At 63.3% G+C, this 24,117-nt stretch carries 6 protein-coding genes; 2 read left to right on the forward strand and 4 right to left on the reverse strand.

Translation table 11 applies throughout. The features are described from left to right. Window positions 1-23 precede the first annotated feature (23 nt). A complete protein-coding gene (locus CLV78_RS07915; protein WP_106204238.1) occupies window positions 24-17,414 on the forward strand; it encodes a calcium-binding protein in 17,391 nt (5,796 codons plus the stop codon). 263 nt (window positions 17,415-17,677) lie between these two features. Here the strand turns inward: CLV78_RS07915 and CLV78_RS07920 are convergent, their stop codons facing one another. The 3 genes from CLV78_RS07920 to CLV78_RS07930 are packed head-to-tail and all read right to left on the reverse strand — an operon-like array spanning window position 17,678 to window position 22,660. Beyond that, entirely contained in the window at window positions 17,678-18,997 is a 1,320-nt protein-coding gene (locus tag CLV78_RS07920) for an HlyD family type I secretion periplasmic adaptor subunit (RefSeq protein ID WP_106204239.1), read from the reverse strand. After that, window positions 18,994-21,243 carry a type I secretion system permease/ATPase gene (locus CLV78_RS07925; protein WP_425427925.1) on the reverse strand — a complete coding sequence of 750 codons (2,250 nt, stop codon included), beginning with the start codon at window positions 21,241-21,243 and terminating at the stop codon, window positions 18,994-18,996. Before CLV78_RS07925 ends, CLV78_RS07920 begins: the two co-directional genes overlap by 4 nt. A 16-nt stretch (window positions 21,244-21,259) precedes the next feature. After that, window positions 21,260-22,660 (reverse strand): TolC family protein, encoded by a 1,401-nt coding sequence (locus CLV78_RS07930; protein WP_106204241.1) that lies wholly within the window; start codon window positions 22,658-22,660, stop codon window positions 21,260-21,262. 181 nt (window positions 22,661-22,841) lie between these two features. On the opposite strand from CLV78_RS07930, the gene CLV78_RS07935 reads away from it, so the two are divergent. Then, the gene (locus CLV78_RS07935; protein WP_245924876.1) at window positions 22,842-23,519 is read left to right on the forward strand and encodes an OmpA family protein; all 678 of its coding nucleotides are present in this window, start codon (window positions 22,842-22,844) and stop codon (window positions 23,517-23,519) included. A gap of 196 nt (window positions 23,520-23,715) precedes the next feature. Here the strand turns inward: CLV78_RS07935 and CLV78_RS07940 are convergent, their stop codons facing one another. After that, a complete protein-coding gene (locus CLV78_RS07940) occupies window positions 23,716-24,048 on the reverse strand; it encodes a TraR/DksA family transcriptional regulator (RefSeq protein ID WP_106204242.1) in 333 nt (110 codons plus the stop codon). Window positions 24,049-24,117: the final 69 nt, after the last annotated feature.

A 24,117-nucleotide genomic window follows, 5' to 3' on the forward strand; every position in this document is an offset into this window, starting at 1 on the left:
ATCAGGCTTTGTGAGGGCTCGGCATGAACGACCAATCCAACACCCCGTCCGCAGGCGTCGGGATCGACTCCACGCCGGAGCACCTTCAGGACTTGATCACGCTTGCACGAGAAGGCGCGACCGTCGCGGGGTTTTCGGTCATTCCACCGTCCGACGAGCCGACAATACTGCCGGAGGACACGCTGACCTCTCGTGTGCTGCTGCTGGGCGATCACATCGTTCTGGCCACGGATACCGGCCATGTCATCGTCCTGCTGGATGGCGCCATTTCCGACTCGAAGATCGAGATCGGCGAGCAGGAACTGTCGACCCGTGACCTGCGCGTGGCCGGCAACGAGACCGGTGAGTGGAGCACCCTCGCCTCCGCCCCGGTCAAGAACCTAACCGAATATGCCGGCGCCGCGCGCGATCTTGGCTCCGGCGGCACACTTCCGGTACAGGCCGGCGACCCGCTGATCGGGCTCAAGATCAGCCCCCTGCAGCTCTTCACGGAGTACCCTCCGACCCCGGACAGAGACGAGTATCGTGGGTTGCAGACCTCGCCTGCCGTGCCACTCATCACCATTGCCGACCTGTTGCGCGGTGACGAAACCGACGCTGCCTTGATGCTCTCGCCGTCAGAAGTCGTCACCCTCTCGCTCGAGGGGACAGCCGTGGGCGAGACGATTTGCGATGTCACGTTCCTTCTGGACGGCCTGCCCGCGGGCACGACGGTGTCATCCGGGGTGCTGACCGATGCCGGTGACGGGACACTTTCCCTGCGGTTCTCCGGCAGCCCGTCCGCCTTCGAAGGCCTTGTCATCACCTTCCCCACGGATTTCTCAACCGACAGCCGGAACGACTACCCGGAAGGAAACCTCGTCGCCACGCTGGAGGTGAAAACCAATCTCGGCGACGCGACGTCGGCGACAATGGAGATCCGCGTCGCACCGGAAGGCGATGTGGAGATCGACGACACCCTGCCGGACACGGTCGCGGACGAAACCGATGCAACGACCGCCGTGGTTCCCGGTGCGCTGCTGGATCCCGCTGCCACCGATATCGACGGCTCCGAAACCATCATCAAGCTGGTGTTGACCATCGCCGGCCTGCCCGGCGACGGCAGCTTCAGCACAAGCTCGGGGATTTCCGGCCTGCCCAGCGGTGCGATCCTGAACTTCTTCATTGCGGCCGATGGATCGGGCACGCTGACGATCACGCTCGACGCTGCATCGGTGGGCGACGTGGTGGCTGCATACAAGGCTATCGGCCTTCGCCTGCCCGCCGACTTCTCCACCGCCAACCGCTCCGATTTGACTGGAAATGACCCGGACGGCCCGACGAGCCTGCCGCTGACACTGACGCTGACGGCCATCACCGACGAGGACCAGAACCTCGGCGACGACACCGACACCGACGGCCAGAGTACCGTGAGCCGTGTGGTGGACATCGACTTCGAGGCCGATATCACGCTTGACGCTCCGTCCCGCGTCGAGGGGATCGAGGACGGAGGAGTGCTCGGTTCGCCCGCCCCCGGGGTGACCGTCGATCTCGACATCGCGATTGCTGTGACCGATGCAGACGGCTCTGAAACAGCTTCAACCGCGGATTCGCGCTTCACGACCGTTGTCGAGATCACGTTCGCGGGCCTGCCCAGAGGCGCAAGTGTCAATACTGGCACGCTTTCCGGCAAGACATGGACCGGTTCGGTCGCGGAGGCAGAGCAGCTCGAACTGACGCTGCCGGGCAATTTCAGCGGCGAGATCACCCACACCATCGTGGCAACCACACCGGAGGGATCGGTCAGCACCGATCAGGTGATCTATATCGAACCGCGCCCCGATATCGATGTGGATGGCGTCGTCAATGTCGATGAAACCGATGACCGTGTCGATGTCCTGATCTCCGATTTCGTGGACGTCCTGGTCACCGATCCCAACGAAACCGTGGTCGAGGTCACGTTTACCCTTCCGGGCCTTCCCCCGGGAGCGCTGGCCTATGACCAGACGACCGGCCAGTCGGTGGGCAGTTTCACCGATGCAGGCAACGGCACGGTCATCTTCGTCTACACCTGGACCGCTGGCGCCACCGATTTCGCGGACGTGGTGCTCAGTTTCCCGACCGACTACTCGACCACCAGCCCCGTGAGTACGCTGATCGCCGACCTGACGGTCACCACCGAGGAAAACGGCACCCGCCTCGACCCGGTCACCGGCCAGATCCAGGTCCACATCGTCGAGGAAGGCGATGTCGCGATCGACGACACCCTGCCAGACACCGTGCCCGACGAGACAGACGGGCCGACAGCGCTGGTGCCCGTGGATCTGCTCTCCCCCGCGGCGACCGATCTCGATTCCTCGGAAAGTCTCGAACGGCTGACCCTGGTGATCGAGGGACTGCCGGGCGACGGCTCGTTTACCCTTGCCAATGGCGTCTCCGGACTGCCTTCCGGCGCGGTGGTCAGCCTCGTGAAAGTGGCCGACGACTCGATGACGCTGACCATCTCGATGGAGGCCAGCGTAGTCGGTGACATCGGCACGGCCTATGCCGGTATCGCGCTGAAGCTGCCAAAAGACTTCTCGACCGCCAATCGGACCGACCTGCTCGGCGACGATCCCGACGGGCCGACCGAACTGCCCATCACGCTGACGCTGACCGTCTCCACCGACGAGGACCGGAACCTGTCGGACGACACGGCCAATGACGGTCAGGCGACCGTCAGCCGGGTGGTCGATATCGACTTCGAAGCCGACATCAACCTCTCTGCAAAGCCGGTCGTCACGGCCCGCGAGGATGACGGGGTGTCGGGCGAACCGGCGCCCGGTGTCACGGTGGACCTGCCCATCTCGATCGATGTGACCGACATCGACGGGTCCGAAACCACCTCCACCGCCGACAGCCGTTTCACCACAGTGGTAGAGATCACTTTTCAGGGCATGCCGGCCAACGCTGTCTTCAACCGCGGCACATTCTCGGGCGACACCTGGACAGGCACCGTAGCGGAGGCGGAGGACCTGTCCGTCACCTTGCCCGGCAACTTCTCCGGCGCCATTCCCGCCCTGATCCGGGCCACGACACCGGAAGGCACTGCATCGGCACCGCAGTTGATCATGATCACACCCACCCCGGATATCGAGATCGATGGCGAGGTGATCACCGACGAAACCGACGCCGAGGTCAGGGTTCGGCTGTCCGATTCCATCGACGTGCTGGTGCCCGATCCCGACGAGACCGTGGTCGAGGTTGCCTTTACCCTGCCTGGGCTGCCCCCGAACATGAAGGCGGTGGACGCCACCACCGGTCAACCGGTCGGCACATTTATCGTTGCCGGCAACGGGACCGTCACCTTTTCCTACATCTGGAACGCGAATGGCACCGGATCCGCCACCGCGCCCGAAGACGTCACGCTCGTCTTTCCAACCGACTATTCCTCCACCAACCCGGCTACCACACTCGTCGCGAAACTGACGGTGACGACCGAAGAAAGTGGCCAGCTCAATACACCGGTTTCGGGCGATATCGCCGTGACCGTGAACTACGAAGGCGATATCGAGATTCGCGGTGACGGCCCGAGCCTGATCGAGACCGACGCGCCGATCACCTTCGCCCCCGGCGCCTACCTGAGTCCGACCGCGACCGATCTGGACGGATCGGAGAGCGTGATTGCCGTGACCCTCGATTTGCAGGGGTTGCCGGACGGCACGAGGGTGTCCTACGACGGAGGCGCCAGTTTCTCCGCCCTCGGAGGATCGGCCCTGACATTCATTGGCACGCTTGATGAATACAACGCGCTGCGGGTCAAGCTGCCCCGGGACTTCTCGACAGAGAACCCTGCCACGACAATCGCGGGGACAGTCTCCGGACTGACCGACGAAGGCGGGCTCGAGAGCCGGGATTTCGAGGTGGTGGTCGCCGCCACTCCCGACGTCACCGTCGTGGCCCCGGCGCTGATCACCGACGCCGAGGACGGCGACGGGATCGATGGCGGCGGGGTGACCGTCGACCTTCAGATCGTAGCCGACCCCAACGACATCGACGGCTCCGAAGACAACACGCTGGTGGAAATCGCCTTCACAGGGCTGCCGCTTGGAACGACGGCATCGACCGGCACGCTGGACGCTGCCGCTGGCACCTGGAGCGGCACCGTGGCACAGGTCAACAGCCTGTCGCTAACGTTGCCGGGCGACTATTCCGGCGATATCGACCTGACGATCACCGCGACAAGCCCCGAGGGCGTCGCCACGACGACCCAGCGCATCGAGATCGCGCCCGCGGGCGACGTGGACCTCGATATCGTGGAATTGGTCACGGCCGAGACTGATGACATCGTGCTTGTGACGCCCTCCGACGCCTGGCAGGTCTCCGTCTCCGATTTTGATCCCAACGACCCGCGCGAGGTGCTGACCGAAGTCTCGCTCACCCTCGACGGTCTCCCGCCTGGCGTTCTGGTGCAAGGGGTCCCGGCCTCTACTATCACCTACGACACCCTGTCCGGTGGCACCTTCACTTTCGTCGGCACGGCCGATCAGTATGCCGCCCTGAAACTCTGGTTCCCGGCGGACTACTCAACCGAGAGCCCAACGGCAGATGGGCTCACGATTACCGGCACGCTGGCCGCGACGTCGACCGAAGGGTCGAACGGCCCGTCCGGCGTGGTATTGCGGATCACGCCCGAAGGCGATGTGGAAATCGACGATACGATGCCCGACACGGTCGCCGACGAGACCGACGGGCCGACCGCGCTTGTGCCGGTGGACCTTCTGGCGCCGGCCGTCACGGACAACGATGGCTCCGAAAGCCTCAGCCGGCTGGTCCTTGTGATCGCAGGGTTGCCCGGCGACGGCTCCTTCACCATTGCAAACGGCGTGACGGGGCTGCCAAACGGCGCCCAGGCCACGCTGACATCTGCTCTGGACGGTTCATCCACGCTGACGATCACGCTTCTCGCAAGTCAGGTCGGCGATGTGGGCGCGGCCTATTCCGGCCTTGCGCTCGAGTTGCCGACGGACTTCTCGACGGCGAATCGCTCCGACCTGACCGGGACCGATCCCGACGGCCCGACCCAGTTGCCAATCACTCTGACGCTGACGGTGGAAACGGACGAGGATCAGGACCTCACGGATGACACCGCGGTGGACGGACAGGTAACAGCCAGCCGGGTCGTGGATATCGACTTCGAAGCCGACATCGCGCTGTCCGCGCAGGACGTGGTGACAGCCCGCGAGGACGGCGGCTTCATCGGCGATCCTGCGCCGGGCGTGGAGGTCGATCTGCCAATCTCCATCGCCATCACGGATCTCGATGGTTCGGAGACCGCCTCGACCGCCGACAGCCGCTTCACCACCGTGGTGGAGATCACCTTCCAGGGCATGCCCGCGACGGCGACATTCAACGGAGGCAGCTTCGCAGGGGACACATGGACCGGCACAGTGGCGGAAGCCGAGAACCTGTCGGTAAAGCTTCCCGGGAATTTCTCCGGCAGCATCCCGAGCCTTGTGCGGGCCACCACACCAGAGGGCACGGCCGCCGCGCCGCAGCTCATCGTCATTACGCCGGTGCCCGACGTCACCGTGGATGGTGAGATCAGGACCCGGGAAACCGACGCGCCGGTCGAAGTGCTCATCTCCGACTTCGTTGACGTACTGGTGACCGACCCGGACGAAACCATCGAAGAAATCACTTTTATCCTGCCCGGCCTGCCGCCGAACATGCGGGCCGTGGATGACACGACCGGCCTGCCAGTCGGGACGTTCACCGACGCCGGCAATGGGACCGTCATCTTCTCCTACATCTGGAAGTCGGATGGCTCCGCCTCCGGCACCTCACCGGATGACGTCAAGCTGATCTTCCCGAAGGATTATTCCTCGACCAACCCGTTGACCACACTGGTGGCCGACCTGACCGTCACGACTCGGGAGAACGGGCAGCTCAATACGCCGGTCTCTGCCGACATCGCTGTCACCGTCGACTTCGAGGGCGACGTCGAGATCCAGGGGACCAACCCGGTCTTTGACGAGACGGACGACCCGATCGTCGTCACCCTCACGAACTTCCTCAACCCGGTCGCGACCGATGTGGACGGCTCGGAGAACGTGATCGCAGTAACGCTCTCGCTTGACGGGCTGCCTGCTGGCGCCCGGGTCTCCTATGACGGTGGCGGCACGTTCGCCCCAGTCGGTGCGAGCGGCACGATCACATTCATCGGCACGCTTGCCGAATACCGAGACGTCCAAATCGAGCTTCCGGCAGATTTCTCGACCGAGAACCCCGCCACCACGATCTCCGGCACCCTTTCCGGGCTTACCGACGAGGCTGGGCTGGACAGCAAGGACTTCAGGATCGTCATCAACGCCACGCAGGACGTCACGGTTGATGCGCCTGCGCTACTGACCGATGACGAGGACGGCGACGGCATCGACGGCGGAGGCGTGACTGTCGATCTGCAACTCAATGTGGCGCCGAACGATATCGACGGCTCGGAGGACAATACACTGGTGGAGATCACCTTCACCGATCTGCCGCTGGGCACAACGGCATCGAACGGGACGCTGGATGATGCGGCCGGGATCTGGACCGGCACGGTCGCCGATGCCAATGCGCTCGCCTTGCACCTGCCGGGCGACTATTCCGGCGACATCGACCTGTCGATCCGGGCCACCAGCCCCGAAGGTGTCGCATCGACAACGCAACGGATCGAGATCGCACCGACCGGCGATGTCGACCTCGATATCGTGGAGTTGACCGCTGCCGAGACAGACGATTTCGTCTTCGTCACGCCATCCACGGCCTGGCAAGTGTCCATCTCGGATTTCGATCCCAATACCCCGCGCGAGGTGATGCAGCAGGTCGACCTCACCCTTGATGATTTGCCGCCGGGAGTGGTGGTCAACGGTGTCCCCGCCGGGACCTTCAGCTACGATTTCGTCAACGGTGGAACGCTTGCCTTCACCGGCACGGAGGCCGAGTACAACGCTCTGGAGTTGCGGTTCCCGGTCGACTACTCGACCGAAAGCCCCGCAGCCGACGGGCTCACCATCAACGGGACGCTGACAGCAACTTCGAACGAGGGATCGAACGGGCCGGCGAATGTGGTGCTTCGGATCACGCCGGAAGGCGACGTGGAGCTCGACGATACCCTGCCCGACACCGTGCCGGATGAAACGGACGCGCCGACCGCGCTTGTACCGGTGCAACTTCTGGCCGCCGCGGCAACGGACCTCGACCTGTCGGAGAGCCTGGACCGGCTGGTCTTCGTTGTTGCCGGCCTGCCCGGCGACGGCTCCTTCACTATCAACAATGGCGTCAGCGGCCTCCCGGCCGGTGCAACGACGAGCCTTGTGACGGTCGCCGATGGCTCCAAGACCCTGACGATCACCCTGGAGGCCAGCGCCGTTGGCGACGTTTCGGCCGCCTATGCGGGCATCGCACTGGAACTGCCGAAGGATTTCTCGACCGCCAACCGGTCCGACCTTGCAGGCTCGCCCCCCAACGGGCCGACCGAACTGCCCCTCACGCTGACCCTGACCGTGGTGACCGACGAGGATCAGGACACCGGCAACGACACGGCTGTTGATGGTCAGGCCACGGCAACCCGCGTCGTGGATATCGACTTCGAGGCCGATATCGCGCTGTCCGCGGCCCCGGTCGTCCAGGTCCGCGAGGATGGCGGCTTTATCGGTGATCCGGCACCGGGCGTGAATGTCGATCTGCCGATCTCCATCGATATCACCGATATCGACGGGTCCGAAACCGCCTCCAGCGCCGACAGCCGCTTTGCCGCCGTCGTCGAGATCACATTCCGTGGAATGCCCGCAGGCGCCGTCTTCAACGGCGGCAGCTACAGCGGCGATACATGGACCGGCACTGTGGCCGAAGCCGAGGCCCTGTCGGTGAAGCTTCCGGGCAACTACGCCGGCACGATCCCAGCCTTCATCCGGGTGACCACACCAGAGGGCACAGAGACCGCGCCGCAGGTCCTCATCGTGACACCGGCACCCGATGTCGTCATCGACGGCGAGATCATCACCACCGAAACGGACGCGGAGGTCGCGGTTCGGGTGTCCGATTTCGTCGACATCATCGTCACCGACCCCCAGGAGACCTTGGCGCAGATCAGCTTCACCCTGCCGGGCCTTCCGCCGGGCATGAAAGCGGTCGATGTCAACAATCCCAACACCTCGGTGGGCACGTTCACCAACGCCGGCAATGGTACCGTCACATACAACTACCTGTGGAACGCGGACGGCTCCGGCTCGCCCGTTTCACCGGACGATGTCGTGCTGGTGTTCCCCAAGGACTATTCCTCCACCAACCCTGCGACGACACTGGTTGCCGATGTCACCGTCCGAACGGAGCAAATGGGGCAATTGCTGCCCCCGGTGTCCGCAGACGTCGCGGTGACGGTCGATTTCGAGGGCGACATCCGAATTGTCGACAACGGCCCGGTCCGGTTGAAGGAAACCGACGACGTGGTGGAATTCACCCCATCGGCTTTCCTGCTGCCGGAGGCGACCGATATCGACGGTTCCGAAAGCGTCGCCCTGATCAGCCTCGATTTCGCAACGCTGCCGAACGGAACCAAGGTGTCCTATGACAACGGCGCGACTTTCGTGGCTGCGACGAGCAACCTCGGCTTCATCGGAGACCTGGGAGAATACCGGGATCTCATCATCCAGTTGCCGAAGGATTTCTCGACGGAGAACCCGGCGAGCACCCTGACGGGCACCTTGCAGGCGATCACGGACGAGGGCGGTGTTGCATCCGCCACGCTGGACGTGAGCCTTGATGCCGAAGGCGATATCGAGGTCACCGACAACAGCCCGCTTGTGTTGCAGGAAAACGATGCGCCGCAGGACACCGACGAGGACAACACGACGTCCGCTCCCGTCGACGTCAAGCTTGTGGACGCGGTTACCGCACAGCCCTCGGATTCCGACGGCTCGGAATCCATCGCGCGGGTGGACGTGGTCATCAACGGCCTGCCGAACGGCACGGAGCTTTCAACCGACGGCGGCACGACATTCTCTTCGCTCCCTCCCGGGGCGAGCTACAGCACAACCCTCACTATGGCGGAGTATCGGGACCTCATCTTCCGCCTTCCCGACGATTTCTCCACCGAAAACCCGCCCACGACCATCGACGGCAGGGTGACCTTCACCACCGACGAGGCCATTCTCGCGGGTGAAACCGATGTCGATGCAACCGACGGCATCGAATCGCGCGACTTCGTGGTCAGGGTGGATTCGGAGGCCGATGTCGATATCGACGCCAAGGATTACACCGGCGACGAGGACCAGCCGCCTCACAAGCTCGACCTTGATGCGATGGTCACCGATATCGATGGCTCGGAGAGCATTACCGACATCACGGTCACCTTCACGAACCTGCCGACCAATACCGACCAGTACGGTCAGATCACGCTGACGACCAGCGAGACGACCTACACGATCGAGAGAACCTCGACCTTCACAATCACCGTGAAAGATCTGACCGAGCTTCAATCGCTGGAGTTCACCGCCTTCCCGACGCATTTCTCCGGCATTGTCACCGGAACGGTGAACGTGAAGACCGACGAGGGCGATCCGGCCGGGACCGACAGCGATTTCGAGGTTCGCATCCGGCCCGATGCAGAACCGGAACTCGATGTCGACATCAGGGTCGAGACCGGTGTCGAAAACACCAACCCCGACCAGTACCTCGTCAAGGAAGACGTCTCTTTCCTGCTGCAAATCCGCGGCGAGACACCGGATCAGGACGGCTCGGAATACCTCGACCAGGTGGAGATCCTGCATATCCCGACCGGCTGGATCACGTCGGACAACAGCGGGAATGTCGACCTGTCGCAATTCGAGGCCGGGACAGAGACCGGCAAGATTGCCAGCGCCACCATTTCCACGGGCACACTCGGCGATACACTGATCATCCAACTGGTCCCGGATGTTGTCAACTTCGATGCGAACTTGCGCTTCACGCCGCTGGCGAACGACGATCGCGACCAGTCAACGATCCTTGTCCAGAATGCCGCCGACAGCCTCGCCATCAATCTGCACGGCATCGACACGGCCGCCGGCCTTGCCGACGATCAGGCAACTGTCGTGCGCAAGTTGGATGTCGACTACGACGCCGTGATCGATCCCATGACGATCACGACAGGCAACCGGGGCACCAACGAGAACACCAACGGCAAGCGCAACGTCAACCTCGGCATCCGGGACTTCGGCCTGACAGATACGGACGGCTCAGAGGTCATCGACTCCTTGTTGCTCACGTTGACCGTGGCCACGGAAAGCGACACGTTCAACCCTCCGGACCCATCGGATATGCGGCTCCAGGTTGCGACCGGAAGCCTTCGCTATGCGGTGGACATCACCCTGGTCGGCAGCACCGCAGACAGCGTGACCTACGAAATCACGCAGGCTGCAGGAGCCACCCCGGAAGATTTCGCCAATGGCGTGGAGAAGCTGCGTCTGACCTTCCCACAACACTTTAGCGGGGTGGTCACGACCGACGGCGAAGTGACGTGGAGCGAAACGACCACGCCCACGCTCTTCCCCGGCGACGTGGAGGTCGATACCTCGGATGCCGACAACAAGGGAACGGACACATTCCGGACCCGGGTCGAAGTGCGTCCGATTGCCGAGGCCGAGCTGACACTCACGGCCTTCGTTCGCGACGATGACCTGACAACCGAGGACACGATTGCAACGAGCCCGACGAGCGTTTCGGGAACCGCAATCGACGGGGCGACCATCTCCATTGCCGATATCCTGACCCTGCGCGAGTCGACGGCAGACGGGTCCGGCCCCGGCACACCACAGAACGGCAATGACGATCAGGTCGAAGTCTACATCGGGCTGGACGCCAGCACCCCGGACACCGACGGGTCGGAGGAACTCGAACAGCTTCGGATCGCGAACATCCCCTCAGCCTGGGTCCCATTGACCTGGCAGGTCAACGGAGCCGTTCCGCAAAGCGAGTGGTCTCTTCTTCGCACCGTCGACGGAAGCGGTCAGATTCTCGCGAGCGAGTTTGCAAAGATCGACTCCATCACGTTCGATGGCACCACCGGGACAGTGGTGATCACGTTCAAGGACGATGTGACGGACTTCTCGGCCGCGCTTCCACTGACGCCGAGCACCTACGAGGACTGGGATCCCAGCCAGACAGCCCCCTTCGGAGTGATCCGTCCGGACGGCAGCTTCGGCACATCGCAGGGAACGTTCCATGGTGGCGACATCATCGTCGATATCGAAACCCGGGACGACAACACCAACCGGCAGGTCACCGAAACCGCCGAGGTCGTCGTGGACATCGACGTCGACCCGATCAACAACACCGCCTTCCTTGTCAGCCAGACCGACGGAAACGAAGCCGTCATCGACAACCTGCCCGGTGGCCCCAGCGGGATCTTCGATTTCCAGATGGTGCTGGATCATGTCGACAAGGATGTCTCCGAGGTCATCTCGGCAGTGGTGATCCGCTCCGTTCCTGTGGGTGTATCTGTCTATGTGAACTCGCGACCAGGAGATCCCACAAGCCCGTACCAACCTGCCCTGATCACCTCGATCAATCCGGACGGAACAACGGATTGGAGTCTGGAAGGTGGCACCTGGGAGAACATGCAGTTCCGCGGCCTGCCACTGCACTACGCAGGCGAGTACCCGATTGACGTCGACGTGGTCACAAAGGAATGGGACGGCGGCGGGACCAGAGTCACCCAGATTGACATGATCGTGCGCGTCATCCCAGTGGCCGACGGTGGCAACCCAACCGGCCGTGGCGGCGGGAATGAGGATACGTCTTTCGGTGTCAGCATTTCCGCAAACATTATCGACAGCGCAGCCAATCTCGTCGGAATTGACATATCATCGGAATCCGTTGATCGCTTCCGCATCGTTTCCAACGACTTCCCGCGCGACAGCTTTGGCCGTCCGTTCCTGCTGTTTGACGGTCCACCTCAAATCGATACGGCAAATCCACCGGACCCGACCGACCCCTTCAACGAATCCGGGTACCTGAACCTCATCGATCCCACGACGTGGATCGACTGGTCGAAAGTGTCGGATCTGCACATGCTCGGCGGGCTCGACAGCAACGAGGACATCGATTTCCAGATCGAGGTCGAGTACGTCGAGGACATTGACACGTCCGAGTTCACCACCAACATCGGAACGGTCCGGATCAACATGAAAGGGATCGCGGACGCCCCGGACGTAACCGTCCAGCAAGAGGATCCCGATCAGACGACGGGAAGCACTTTGGTGATCGGGGATGTCGATCCGGTCTATCGGGCAACATCGACCGATACCGACGGTGCCGGTGGCGAGCCGCCGACAGCGGAGCAGAACTTCAACCGGATCTACGGCTACGCCGGGGACGATAGTGCCCCCTTCACGCTGACGCAGCGCTTCACGGACAACGCACTACGCAATGGCTACGCGGGCCTCGATCCGTCGGATGTCTACGAGCCCGCCACGCCACTCTCTGGCATCATGACCGAGACCACCGCGATCACTGGCGGAACGCCCTTCGACGGCTCCGAAGTGATCTACTACCTGATTTCCGGCATTCCGGCTGGCGCCAGCTTCCTCGGGGTCACGCCCGTCGACCCGACAGGTAGTACCGTTCTGGTGACCGAGCTTCAGCTTGCCAACCTGACCTTTGTGCCACCTGCAGTCAGTGTCGTGACCTACTATGACATGGACTTCAATGCGATCGTCCTTGAAGACGATGTGAGCCTTGCCGCCTTCCGGGCGGCGCGGGACATGTTCTCGGATCCTATCACCGGAAAGCTCACGGACCTTGACGGCTTCCTCAAGGCCGTCGACGGCCTGCCCGGTGGAGCTGTGGTGACCGAGGATTTCAGCATCGTCGTGCTTCCGGAATCCGTCGGTCCCGGGCCGGATTGCCCGAACGAGGAACTGCTGCCGCCGATCATCTCATTGGAAGGCAACGGCTTCGAAGACCAGCAAACCGAGGTCAAGCTCGTCCTTTCACCCAACAGCCAGTACGATGACATCCTCGATCTCATTGACCTTCCGAGCGTCGGAACGCCCCCTGTAAACATCACCGGCGACCTTGGAATCGTGCTTGAGCTACCACCGGGGTCAAGCATTTCCGCAGATCCACCGGGTGCGGTCATCTACGATCCGATCTCGGGCGGTTGGGCGATCGATCTGGCAAAACTGCTCTCCGGCAACAGCGCAGGCGACACCGTGTCCGCGGGTTCGATCTTCTACACGCCCCCAGCGCATGAATCGTCTCCGGTGAACCCGTTCCCGTTCGGTGAGACCTTTGGTTCGGCGGATCCCTACGACAACCTGCCCGAGATCGAAGTCTCGATGGTGCTCAACAACATTACCTGTGGCACGAGCACGACAGGCACAGGCACGTCGAACGTGTTCATTGAGCCCGTCGTGGATGGTCCGACAGTCGACGTAATTCTCACCAGTCAGGCGCCAGCCGGCATCTATCCCTACCCGGTGCCGGAAGACGAACCGATCGGGCTCGACATCAAGGTTTCGGGCGTCGACGGCGGCGAACGACTGCTTCCCGGCAGTGGTGTGGTCATAACCATCAACGGAAGCCATATCGGCGGGCAACTGAGCGACCTGGACAAGCAACTCGGGTTGCAGCAAAGCGGCCTGTACGACAGGAACGGCAATATCATAGATGACGGCCGGTTGCAGATCGTTGGCGGCGACTACGTCTACACGCTCGATGAAAGCCAACTGGACGGTCTCTATATCATCCCCAAGAACCATATTCATGGCGATCTGACCGTTTCCGTCGAGGCGACTGCAGAAGATATCGACTTCTCCACCAAGACCGGAACCGGCAACGGCACGATCTACATCGACGCCATCGCAGACGAACCCGTTGTCGACGTGGACGAGACCGTGCTCGATCCAGAGACAGGTCTGCCCATCGCGACGATCAACGACAATGGCACTCCGCTCAATCCTTTCGACGATTTCATTGAACTGACCTACATTGAAGATCAGAAGATCTTCCTGCAGCAAATCGCGCCGGCCTTCACTCCAGACATGGACAACTCGGAAGTCGTGTCGGCGGTGTTCGAACTCATCGACGGCGTCGAAATTGGCGCCACAAGTCCTCTGACCAGCCTGATCGACAATGGGGACGGCACCTACACCGTAAATGCAGATGACTTCGACAAGATCTGGTTCAAACTCGAAGACGAGCATGCCCGAACGCCGGACAACCTTGACCCATCGATTCCGGTCGAGTTCCCGGTAACAGTCAAGTTTATCACCTACGAGCTGTCCAACGGGGACCAGAAAGAGTTCGACGCGGAGTACTTTGTTCGCGTGCGGCCGGATGCAGACAAGCCGACCGTGGCAGCTTCCATCGCCCCCAAGACCGGAACAGAGGACCAGCCCGGCTCCTATGTGCTGACCATGAGCGGCGCGACCCCGGACCCGCACGAGACCATGGACTTCCAGATCTCGGGTATCCCGGCCGGAGGCACGATCCTGCTGAACGGGGGCCCCGTCACGGTGACACCTGCCGGAACGGCGACCATCCCAGGGGTCCCGGGCGTTTCGGTCACCGGAAGCTACGGCTTCGAACCGGCCGGTACCGTGGAGTTCATCCCGCCGGCAGACTTCGCCGGATCGGTCACGTTGACCGTGGTGTCCATCACAACGGACGATGTGCCGGCGCCGTGGGACACGGATGGCTATGTCGATCAGGAGCCGTCCGACCCCGTCGACCTGATGATCGACATCGATGTGGCGCCGGACCTTGTTGTCAGCGCCACGCAACCGGCGGTGGTTCTCGACGAAACCGACGACGTTGTCACCTACACCCCGGATGCAAGCTTTGACATTCGGTCGACGGATGTCGATGGCTCGGAGTTCGTTGACAGCATTCGCTACCAGTTCAACAACATGCCCGCCGGGGTCACCTACCAGTACAGCCTGAATGGGACGGTCGTCGACCAGACCGGAGACCTCGACCTGACGGGCCTGTCACAGGCAGACTTCGCGACCTTGCAGATCCTGCTTCCAAAGGATTTCTCCACCGACGGGCAGCCCGATCTGCAAGGGGTGGTCACTGCCACCACCAACGAAGGCGGAAGCGGGTCGGCATCCAACACCATCGCCGTGAACTTCGAAGAGGATCTGGACTTCTCGGTCGACACCGACCCGGTGCAGTTGGTTGAAACCGACGCTCCCCTGCCCTTCAAGCCCGCCGACGCCCTCACACTCGATGTCACCGACATCGATGGATCTGAGGTGATCGACACTGTCACATTTGCCATGGCGGGGCTTCCGGATGGAACGACCTACAGCACTGGCGGCGCGGCCACACCGGTCTCCGGGACCCTCAACTGGAGTGGGACCGGCGCGGAGTTCGATAACCTTGTCATCACGTTCCCGACCGATTTTGCAACCAACGGCACCCCGCTGACCGCAACGGTTTCGGCAACCACGAACGAAGGAGGCTCTGACGGCGGCAGTTTCGATGTGGAGATCGCCGGCGAATTGGATTTCGACGTGAGTGTCTCGCCATCGCAGAACACCACCATCCTGCCGCTTCCGCAGGTTCTGGAATTGGGGATCGCGGCGAACGTGACCGATACCCAAACGACTCCATCCGAGACATTCGAGGAAGTCGTGATCGTCTTTGACGCACCGCTTCCGACCTCGGCGGTGCCGTCCAGCGGTACATTGGTGAACGGCAGGACCATGCTTATCCTGACCCGCGGTCCGACCGATCCCGCGACCTTTGCCGCAACCGTTGCGGCCCTGAGCATCACGTTCGACAAGGATTTCCAGGATCTGGTGTCGGGGCGGGTCGTGGGTGCCACCAACCACGGCACGGCGCTCCCGGTCGATTTCGCGATCACGATGACTGGCAATGGACCAACCGGACCGCAACCGTCTTTCCTGAGCATGACGGTTCTGAGCGACGAGGATCTCATTCCTTCCGTCGTTCCGGAAGCCGCCGTGGTGACGTCGCTGCGCGACAGCGGCGATGACCTTGAACTGGATGGTCGGGTCTATTCTCGCATGGCCGACAATGTTGGCGGACAGGTGACTGTCGACATCTCGCTTGCCAACAATGGCGACAATGCCGTGGAAAGGTCAGACGACAGTGCCTTCAGCGGGATCGACGGGTTCCATATGCAAGGCGGTGACGACCTTGTTGACCTCGACGGCAGCAGCGCCGGAATGACGGTTTGGCTTGGTGCGGGCGATGACGTAGCGACCGGCAGCGCTGGCGACGACATCATCCGTGGCGGCGCAGGTCGCGATGTGATCGATGGGCGCGCCGGCGATGACGCGCTGCATGGCGGATCAGGCAGCGATGTCCTGTCTGGCGGACGCGGCGACGACAGCCTCTGGGGCAATGATGCCAGCGACTCCCTCTTCGGAGGGCGCGGCAGCGACACCTTGCGCGGCGGCGCCGACGATGACCGTCTCGAAGGAGAAACCGGCGGAGACGCCCTCTACGGTGACATGGGTGCAGATCGCCTGATTGGCGCGGCCGGAAATGACCTCCTTGTCGGCGGCGATGGGGCCGACGATCTCTCGGGGGGCACGGGAAAGGACCGGCTCTTCGGCGGACGCGGCGAAGATGTGCTGGAGGGCGGTGACGCCAGCGACATGCTCTTCGGCGCAAATGGCGCCGACAGCTTGCGCGGAGGACAAGGCGCAGATGAACTCCACGGTGGCCGCAATGGCGATACACTGGCCGGTGGAGCCGGCAATGACCTCGTCTATGGAGGACGGGGTCGGGACGTCCTTGATGGCAACGTCGATGACGACAGTCTGTTCGGCGGTCGATATGGTGACACGCTCCGCGGTGGTCAGGGCAACGACGTCCTGAAAGGAAACCGCGGAGACGATGCGCTGAAAGGGGGACCCGGAAACGACACACTGAAGGCGGGCCTGGGCAACGATTCCCTGAAAGGCGGGCGCGGCGACGACCTGCTCGCAGGTGCGCAGGATGACGATGTGCTGGAGGGATGGACGGGCGACGACATCCTCCGCGGCGGGGACGGCGCAGACGTGCTGCGTGGTCACGATGGCAACGACATTCTGCGCGGCGGCCGCGGCGGCGACACGCTCTTTGGCGACGCGGGCGACGATGTCCTGATTGGCGGTCCGGACGGTGACGTGATGACCGGTGGCACGGGATCGGACATCTTCCGGATCGGAAACGATCTGGCCATGACCGACGTGATTGCAGACTACCAGGGACCGGAGGGAGGCTCGTCCCACGACCAGATCGACCTGACGGCGTTCGGCCTTGATGCCTCGTTCGCCTATGACAAGTCGACCGGAGAGCTTTCGGTGAACGGTGCGGTCGTGGCCGCGGTCACGGGCTTCGACGGAGGCGTTCCGGATGAGGTCGAAGTGATCTTTGAAACGGCGTCCAACCAGGCGGCGACCTCTGTAATCTGAGTGGAGCGGCGGCGCTCGCATCAAGCGGGGGCCGCCGCCGAGAATAGCTCGGGCGGCGATGGCGCCGCTTCGCGGCGCGGTCCTTCCGCCGGGTCTGGGATCAATCCGGGAGAGTCAGTTCAAGATCACGCCCCAGCAACGACCAGCCCCGCGCAACCGCGTGGCATCCAGTGGCCGAGGCCGAACCGGGACATTGCTGCCCGCGTGAGCCCCTCCATCGCAACGCCCGCAAAACGGCTTGGCACAACCGAGAGAAACAGGTGTCAGCGCTCTCGCAAGGCCTCCGCCCGCGCCTTGCGGAGAGGCTTGAGAATGTAATCCAGCACCGTGCGTTCACCGGTAAGGATGTCGACAGTGGCCACCATACCGGGCCGGATTTCGTGCGTTTCCGCACCGCGGGTCAAAACGTTGGTCTCCGTTTCGACGATGATGGGGAAATAGGTAACACCGTTGGTCTCGTCGGTTTCTGCATCAGCGCCGATCCGCGTCACATGGCCGTCGAGGGCACCGTAAATGGTGAAATCGAAGGAAGTCAGCTTCACCTTGGCCGGAAGATCCGGGCGGATGAACGCCACGTCCTCCGGCCGCACGCGTGCCTCCACCTGCAAGCGGTCGTCCATTGGTACGATCCGCAGAACCTCTTCTCCCGGGCGAATGACCTCGTCGATAGTGTTCACACTGAGGGTCGAAACGATCCCGTTTACCGGGGCCCGCAGATTGGCACGCGTGACCACATCGGTCGCGCGCTTGATCGATTCCTCTATCACCTCAAGCCGGCTCTGCACCTCGGCGCGCTCGGCGCTGATCTCCGCACGGCGGGTCAGTTCCAGTTCCCGCAGACGTGCCTCGGCCTCCTGCAACCCGGCGCGGGCCTGCACCAACTGGCTGGCGAGGTCATCACCCTCCTGGCGTTTCACTGCGCGTTCCCGCTCGATGGGCAGGATCTGGGCACGCGGGATGACGCCAGAGGCTGTCTTGAGCTCGATTTCCTCGCCCAGCAGGGCGAGACTTTCCTCGACGCGCAACTGGGCTGCCTGGATCTTGGTGATTTCCTGCCGGGCCTGATCGATCTGCGCTTCGATCACAGCCCGTTGACCAATGTAGGAGGCCAGACGGGTATCGAACAGGGCGCTTTCCCTGAGCGAGATCGGGGCGGCCGGGTCGATCCCGGCGGCTGAGAAATCCAGCGCCTCGTCGCCGGCGGCCTCCGCCGCGAGACGGTGGATCCGGGCGAGGAAGGCTTCCTGCTGGGCCTCGAACTCGCCAAGATTTGCGGCCGAACTGGTGTCGTCGATCCGCACCAGTACATCCCCTGCGGCCACCACATCGCCCTCTGCGACGTGGATCTCCCGGACAATTCCGCCTTCGAGACTCTCCACGATCCGGGCGCGTCCGGAGGGCACCACCCTGCCATCGGCGCGGGCCATCTCTTCGATCACCGCCCAGTTGGCCCAGCCAATGAAGGCGCCGATCACCACGACGAGCAACAGCAACGTAAAGGTCAACGCACGAGAGGACCGGCCCAGTTTCGCCGCCTCGCCGCCGGTCGCATAGTCGCGCAGATCCCACTGTTCGCCACTCATGCACCCTGCCCCCCGCGCGCAGCAGCTTCGAGCGCCCTCAAGACATCGGGCTTCGGACCGTCATGCAGCACCTTGCCCTGATCAAGCACCACGAGACGGGACGCCAGTTCCAGAAGGCCCATGCGATGGGTGGAGACAACCAACGTCATCGGGCGGCGCTCCAGCGCAACCGCAAGCCGTTGGATGAAGAGCTTCTCGCTGGCCATATCCATGGAGGAGGTCGGCTCGTCGAGGATCAGGACACGCGGCCGGGGCAGCAGCGCACGCGCCAGCGCCACCATCTGTCGCTGACCACCGGAGAGGTTGCGGCCACGCTCGCTGATCGGCATCGCGAACCCCTGCGGATGGGCGGCAGCGATCCGGTCCACGCCGGCGATACGGGCGGCCTCAAGAACGTCGCTGTCACGGGCCTGCGGAACCCCGAAGGCAATGTTCTCTGCCAGCGAACCGGAAAACAGCACTGCATCCTGCGGCACAAGCTGCACCTCGCTGCGCATCTGCGCAGCCCCGAGTTGCTTGATGTTGGTGCCATCCAGCAGAACCATTCCCGAGGTCGGCTGGTAGAGGCCGGCCATCAGGCGCACCAGCGAGGTTTTTCCGGCGCCAACCGGGCCCACAAGGGCCACCCGCTCCCGTCCGGCAATGTCGAGCGAAATGTCTTCGACGGCGTTCAGTTCGGTGTCGGGATAACGCAACCCGACCGCGTCGAGGCTCAGTGCCCCCTGGTCGATCCGGGCATTGAGCGGCTTGTGTTCGGGCGCAGAATCGGAGGCCATGCCCATCACTTCGTTCAGGCTCTTCAACGTGGAAAAGGCAAAGCTGCCGCGTAGGAAAAGTCCCGATAGTGCCGCGCAGGGCGCCAATGCGCGGCCGGACAGGATCATTGCCGCGATCACGGCGCCCATGGTGATCCGCCCCTCAAGCGCGAGATAGACGCCAACGATGACGATCCCGACGGATGACGCCTGCTGGAACAGGGCCGTCGCCGTGGTGGCGAAGGTTGCGAGCCGCCGGTTGCGTTCCTGCGCCATGGCGCTTTCGGTCACCTGGGTCTCCCAGCGGCGCTGCATCCGCCCCTGTCCGGCCACGGCCTTGAGCGTTTCAAGGTCGGTCACGGCCTCCACCGCCACCGCGTTTTTAACACTGCCCGTGGCTCGGGCGGCGCTGGCGGCACGGCGCATCGGGATCAACACTCCGACCCCGATCAGCAGTGTCAGGGTCAACGCGATTGCGGGCGGGATCGCAAGCGGTCCCCCGATATAGGCGATGACAGCGAGAAACAGCACGGAAAACGCCAGATCCGTCAGCGAGGCGACGGTCTGGGAGCCGAAGAAATCCCGCACCTGTTCGTAGTCCTTGAGCGTGTTCATCAAGGCACCGGTGGAGCGGTTCTGCGCCTCCAGCTTCAGGTCCGCGATGTGACGGAAAAGCGCCGATGACACCGAGAGGTCGACACGCCGCCCCACCTTGTCCACCACGCCTGCTCGCAGCCACTTCAGCGCGGCGTCCAGTGTCAGAGCAATGCCCACACCGGCCACCAGAGACCAGAGCGTGACCGTCGCAGCATTGGGAAACACCCGGTCATAGACGTTCATTGTGAAGAGGGGCACCACGAGGGCAAGCAGATTCACCACCATGGAGGCAAGTACAACCTGCATGTAGTCGGGCCAGTGCCGGTTGACCGCCCCCCAGAACCAGTGCCCGTTGCGGGTGGCGTTTGGAGCGGTCTCCGCCACCTCCTCGCTCTCGGGGCTCAGGACCAGCGCGTGTCCGGAGTAGGCCTTCTCGACCGCGCCGAGCGGCAACGTCATTGCCTCCTCGCCCTTCGCCGGCCAAATCACCCGCGCCTTGCCGCCCGGCTCGCGGGACACCAGCAGGCAGGCATCGCGACCATCGAGGAACAGCACCGCGGGAAGAACGGCCTCCGGCACATCGGCGAGCTTTCCACGGCGGGTGACCATGGCCCGAAAGCCCTGCGCCCGCGCCGCGTGCAGCGCCACCTCCGGTGTCATTCGCCCGTCGGCGGGCAATGCAAGGCCCGCACGTAGCGTGGGGAGGCTCACGTCGTGCCCGCGCAAACGCATCGCTTCAGCCAGCGATGCGGCCAGCGCATCTATGGGACCTTCGGGGAACGCCCAGCCGGGGGCCGAAGGCTGGGCCGATCTGGCCTCAACCCTGATGCGCCCTGCCGGTGCCGTGTCCTGTGAATCCGGCGTGGAAATGCCGCCCCCCTCTGCCCCGGCCAATCCGCGGCGATGGCACTCAGTTGTCGAGGCTCTTGCGCCAACTCCGGAAATCCCGCGCGTCAAACCGGGCACCGGTCTCGGCGGCATTCACCGGCGGTGCACCAACCTTTTCGCGGGCATAGATCTCCGAATCCTCCGGAGGCTCGATGCCCAGCGAGCGCAGAAGCACGCCGGAGGCCGCCAAAACACGGTACTTCACATAGGTGTCCAGAACGCGCGTGTTCACGAGGCTAGCCTCGGCGCGAAAAAGCGCGTTCTGGGTATTCAGCACATCGAGCAGTGACCGGGTCCCGACCTGGAACTCTGTCTCGTAGGTCGCGCGCAACTCGCGCAGTTCCGCGACCTGCTCCGACAGCAGGCCGACCCGTTCGCGGGCGGTCTCCATGTTGGACCAGCTCTGGCGCATCTCGCGTTCCACGAGCCGGGTCTGCGATAGCAGCCTCGCGCGGCTCTCGTTCACGCGACGCACGTGCTCCTGACGGTTGGCCTTGTTGGCGCGGCCCTGGAACTCGTAGCGGAACTTCAGCCCGACGGAGACATCGTTCACGGTGCCTTCGAGCCCCTCGACATCCTCGCCGTAGCGCCCTTCGACCTCGAGGTCTACGGTCGGAAACCGGTTGTGCGCGACGCGGCGCGACAACGATTCGGCAGAACCGACATCGGCCTGCATGAAGCGGATCGTCGGGTTGGTACGACGCGCCGTGGACAAGGCTGCGTCCAGTGATGACGGCATCCGGCTGGCAACGCTCGGCACCGAGCCGAGGCTCTCTGCCTCGACGCCGACGACCTCCAGGAAGAAGGCCCGCGTGTCGTCATAGTCGAGCTCGAACTCCAGCAGCACATCTTCGGCCACGAGCAGCCGTTCTTCGGCCTGAATCAGGTCCCCGGGGCCAACAACCCCGGTATCGAACGCCCCCTGGATACGGCTCACCACCTCCCGGTGATAGGCGACGTTGCTTCGGGCCAGACCGAGAAGTTGCTGCATTCGAAGTACGTCGGCGTAGAGGCGTACAGCCTCCAGTGCCAGGAACTCGGACCGTTCGAGAACGCGCAGCGCCGCGGCGTCTATGCGGTACGCCTGCCGTTCGATCTCCGAACGGGTGAAAAAGCCGTCGAAGATGCGCTGACTGACGATCGCACTGACTTCGTATCCTTCGACGGGACTACCCGGCCCCGCGGAATTGCTGCCGAAATCGCGGCTGGACCCCGCCCAACCCTCGAGCCTGAACTTTGGCGTCCGGAAAGCCTGTGCCCGGTCCAGTTCGAACTCGATTGCCTGCTTGTTGGCTTCAGCCGCCTGAATATCCGGATTGGTTTCAAGAACATAAATGATCGCGTCTTCAACCGTGAGGGCCGACGCCGGAAGTGCTGCCGCGGAACAAAGCAGGAGGCTGCGAGCCAGTCTCAAAAATTGCACAACGAACCCCTCTCGTGGATACGCTTGAAGATAGCCCAATCATCCAGACTCGCAAGCAATTCAACGGCGCAAGTGTCGCCTGTACGGCGGTAATGCGTCAATCCTGCCACCTGCACTTGCCCCGTCAGGGACTTGGCGACAGTATGTCGACGAAACAGCGCTTTCAAATAAAGGTAAAGCCATGCGTATTCCGGCCTTCCTCCTCGTGGCTCTCTTGTCGCTGCTACCGCTCCAGCTGCATGCGCAGACGGTCGGCACCATCAATTTCGATTTTGATTCGGCAACACTGGACGCCGAGGCTCTGGCAAAGGTCGCCACGATCGCCGAACAGCTCAAAACCAACCCGAGCTACAAACCCACGGTTGTTGTCGGCCATACCGACGCGGTGGGCAGCTATGGCTACAACCAGTCCCTGGGTCTGCGCCGGGCACAGGCCGTTGCCAACGCACTGGTCGCCGCGGGCGCACCAGTGGCGCGCGTCGGAACCGTGGAAAGCCGAGGCAAGAACGAGTTGCTCGTCGCGGTGTCCGGCCCGGAGCGCCGCAACCGCCGGGTGACCGTGACCCTTGAGGATATGCTGGCCGCCTGCCGCAGCTGGCGGGACATTGGCCTCGATGCCTCTGCCGTGGGCGAGGCGCTGCAGAACGACCTGAACACACGCCTCGGCGAGGCCGTATCCTTCTACCAACAGCTTGCGTCAAGCGGAGGCAACGGGCCGGCATTCCAGATGGCCGGTGCCGCGCGGGAGGATTGCGGCAACGCGGTTGGTTTCGATGGCGGATCCGTGCGCAAGGTCGAATATGCGCAACGCTGCATGTGCTCTTCTGCAAGGATGCGGGTCGCAGCCGGTATCAACTGACCTGCCCGGCAGCACAGACCAGCCCTGCCCTCTGATTGTGACGACGAAGCAATCGCGTTCGGCAATAGCCGACTGAAAGGTGCCCGCAAGTTCGGTTGGCTTCACTGTCCGACACCGCTCTTCATCGCGACCATCGAATGAACCCGCGTGCCGCCCGGACATCGCCACACGGGCACGCGCGCCGACCGCCGTACGATCAGGCGTTGCGAGTGCAATCGGCGCACCGGGCGAGCGCCGGGTCCACCTGCAATCGGGCGGGCGCGATGGACTCGCCGCAATCGGTGCAGAAACCGTATTCGCCGTCCTCCAGCCGCGCCAGCGCCGCTTGCAGGCGCAGCCTTTCTCCGGCCCGACGACGCAACTGCGCCTGTGCCATGGCCTGATGCTGAAGCGCGTCCATGCGTGACAGGCGCCCCGTAGAACTCTGGTCAAGCTCGACGATCTGCCGTGCCCCTGCACTGGCTTCGTCCTCCGCATCGAGCGTGGACAACAGGGCTTCAAGGCGGTGGCGGATCTCGGCGTCAGTCATCCAGGGAGCGTCGCAGGCCCGGTGCGGAGGATCAACCCGGTGTTGCGTCCGCTGTCGCGCACCGCACGG

Origin of the sequence: Aliiruegeria haliotis, assembly GCF_003003255.1 — a bacterium.
GTDB lineage: Bacteria > Pseudomonadota > Alphaproteobacteria > Rhodobacterales > Rhodobacteraceae > Tropicimonas > Tropicimonas haliotis.

Excerpts from the sequence above, each read along its gene's own strand:
- CLV78_RS07920 (WP_106204239.1), bottom strand. The coding sequence starts at position 18,997 with ATGAGTGGCGAACAGTGGGATCTGCGCGACTATGCGACCGGCGGCGAG.
- CLV78_RS07935 (WP_245924876.1), top strand. The coding sequence starts at position 22,842 with ATGCGTATTCCGGCCTTCCTCCTCGTGGCTCTCTTGTCGCTGCTACCG.
- CLV78_RS07940 (WP_106204242.1), bottom strand. The coding sequence starts at position 24,048 with ATGACTGACGCCGAGATCCGCCACCGCCTTGAAGCCCTGTTGTCCACG.
- CLV78_RS07915 (WP_106204238.1), top strand. The coding sequence starts at position 24 with ATGAACGACCAATCCAACACCCCGTCCGCAGGCGTCGGGATCGACTCC.